We start from the raw sequence: 2,274 nt of genomic DNA, 5'->3' as shown, positions 1-2,274 counted from the left end.
TGGCGGACCTCTCGGACGGACGGATGCGGCGGATCAGGCGGGCGGGTCGATCTTGTTGATGGCGGCGAGGTTGTCGAGCTCGGTGCCCATCTGCCCGTCGACGGCCGAGCGCAGACCGCCGCCGAGGTCGCCCAGCTCGTCGCCGATCTGCTTCATCGACGCGAAGAACTGCCCGGCGTTGGTCGCGTCGAACCCCTTCACCCCGGTCGACCCCGGCGTGCCGCGGTAGGTCGGCTTGAACTGCTTGCCGAGGTCGTCATTGCCGAACACGGCCATGTCCGGGCCGCCGACCTTCTGATCGTGCTCGCCGTTGGCCGAGCTCGCCAGGTTCGCCAGATCGCTGCCGTTCAACGCGATCTGGTCACCGAGCGAACGGATCTCCGCCGGGCTGGTGTTGATCTCCAGGTAGCTCACCGGTCTTCCTTCCCTTCCGCGTAGATGTCGGCGTCCAGTCGGTTCATCAGTTTGCCGATGGTGTCGCTCTCGTTGGAGCGCATCTCGTGCTGCAGCGAGCCCATGTCGGCCGGGAACTGGCCTGCCATGATCTCCTCGCGCTGCTGGTTGACGTCCGTGACGGCTTCCCGCGACGCGGCCAGGATCGCCGCCTGCAGCGCCGCCGCATCGGGCTTGCGGAACACACGCGGGTCGATGTCGATGTCGGCCAGCTGGCCCCGCGGACCCACCACGACCTTGACCAGCTTGTCCGGCGACCAGCCGACACCGGTCAGCTTCATCATCCGCTGGCTGGCCTTCGGCAGCTCCTCGGTGGCCTTCTTGATCTGTTCGAGCATGCCGATCAGCGCGGGATTCACGCGGCCCGAAGGGGAACTCATGACTACCTCCGTCCATCCGGCACAGTGGCGACATTGCCATGATCACCGGTCACTCCGCTAGCATCGCCGCCGTGAACGCGAAGCGCCTCCGCACGGCACTGGTCACCGCGGCCGCCGGCCTCGCCGCCGTCACGGTGGCGCCGCCGGCCGCGCAGGCCCAGCAGAACTGTGTCGTATCCGGGAGCCTCGTGGTTCCCGTTCCGTGGTCCCAGCAGCTCCTGGCACCCGATCGGGTGTGGCCGCTGAGCACCGGCGCGGGCCAGCGCGTCGCCGTGGTCAGCACCGGCGCCGCGGACAACCCGCAGCTCACCGGCCGTCTGGCCGAACGGGCGACGTTCGCGCCCCCGGACACCGGCCAGTCCAGCGGCAGCCCGGACTGCCTCGGCACCGGCACCGGTGTGAGCGGCATCATCGCCGCGTTGCCGACCACCGTCGTGGGATTCCACGGCATGGCACCCGGTGCGCAGATCCTGTCGGCGAAGGTCGTGGGCGACCAGTACCCGTCGGGCCGCGAACCGCGGGAGAGCGTCGCACCGCAGACGCTGGCCAACGGCATCAACTGGGCGGTCGACCGCAACGCCACGATCATCACCGTGCCGACCGTGACGTACGAGGACAGCCCGGCCCTGCGGGGAGCCGTGCAGCGCGCGCTGTCCCGCAACATCGTGGTGGTCGCCGCGGTCGGCGAACGCGCCCCGAACGAACCCGGTGGCCTGGTCCCGTACCCCGCCGCCTACGACGGCGTCATCGGCGTCGGCTCGCTCGCCGAGAACGGGCTGGTGGCAGACGATTCCCGGGCGCAGGCGGTCGACCTGGTGGCCCCGGGTGCCAACGTTGTCACCACGTACCCGAACAGCGGCCTCGGCGCCGTGGCCGGCACCGAATACGCCGCCGCGTACGTCGCGGGCACCGTCGCCCTGGTCCGCTCCTACCGGCCGCAGCTGTCCAATCAGGACATCGCGAAACGCCTTTACGCCACCGCGGCCCCGGCGCCGGAGGGCACCGGCAGCGCGTCCTACGGCTACGGCGTGGTCAACCCGTACCAGGCGGTGTCCGACGACGTCGTGGCGGGCAACCCGGTGGCGCTGCCCCCGCTCACCCCGGTCACCGTCGATCCGGAGGTCGCGGCGCGGCAGGCCGCCGAGAACCGCAGCGACGAATGGGCGCTGGGCCTGGCCGCGGGCGGCTTCGCCCTCGTGGTGCTGGTGACCGCGATCGTCGTGTTCGGACCGCTCGGCCGTCGCCGTGGCTGGCGCAACGGCCTGGCGCCCGTTCCCCAGGACCGGCCCGAGGACGAACGTCCCGAGCCGCCGGTGGAACTGTTCAGCGACCGCCCCAAGCGGTCCTGACCTGGTCTCGCACAACCGGTTCCTCCCCTGGTCTTTTCCGAGCGTGAGACAAGCCGGTCCCGGAGCGCGGACACGCTCCGGGACCGGCGGTG

3 protein-coding genes are annotated in these 2,274 nt (G+C 70.8%); 1 reads left to right on the top strand and 2 read right to left on the bottom strand.

The genetic code is table 11. The annotated features are described in order from the left end of the window. Positions 1–33: 33 nt before the first annotated feature. Both ACCP09_RS32490 and ACCP09_RS32485 read right to left on the bottom strand, forming a co-directional pair. On the bottom strand, positions 34–414 hold the full coding sequence (locus ACCP09_RS32490) for a hypothetical protein (RefSeq protein ID WP_123683199.1): 381 nt from the start codon (positions 412–414) through the stop codon (positions 34–36). Further along, positions 411–833, bottom strand: coding sequence for a YbaB/EbfC family nucleoid-associated protein (locus ACCP09_RS32485; protein WP_231960613.1), 423 nt, complete (start codon positions 831–833; stop codon positions 411–413). The genes ACCP09_RS32490 and ACCP09_RS32485 overlap by 4 nt, the downstream gene beginning before the upstream one ends. Positions 834–904: 71 nt before the next feature. On the opposite strand from ACCP09_RS32485, the gene ACCP09_RS32480 reads away from it, so the two are divergent. Next, entirely contained in the window at positions 905–2,182 is a 1,278-nt protein-coding gene (locus ACCP09_RS32480) for a S8 family serine peptidase (RefSeq protein WP_378336990.1), read from the top strand. Positions 2,183–2,274: the final 92 nt, after the last annotated feature.

This window comes from Amycolatopsis sp. 3B14, assembly GCF_050958625.1.
GTDB lineage: Bacteria > Actinomycetota > Actinomycetes > Mycobacteriales > Pseudonocardiaceae > Amycolatopsis_E > Amycolatopsis_E thermoflava.
Note: the sequence above shows the minus strand (reverse complement) of the source record. Positions and strands in the feature narration are given on the sequence as shown.

Bases quoted from the DNA above. Each gene is read 5' to 3' on its own strand.
- ACCP09_RS32485 (WP_231960613.1), bottom strand. From the start codon at position 833: ATGAGTTCCCCTTCGGGCCGCGTGAATCCCGCGCTGATCGGCATGCTC.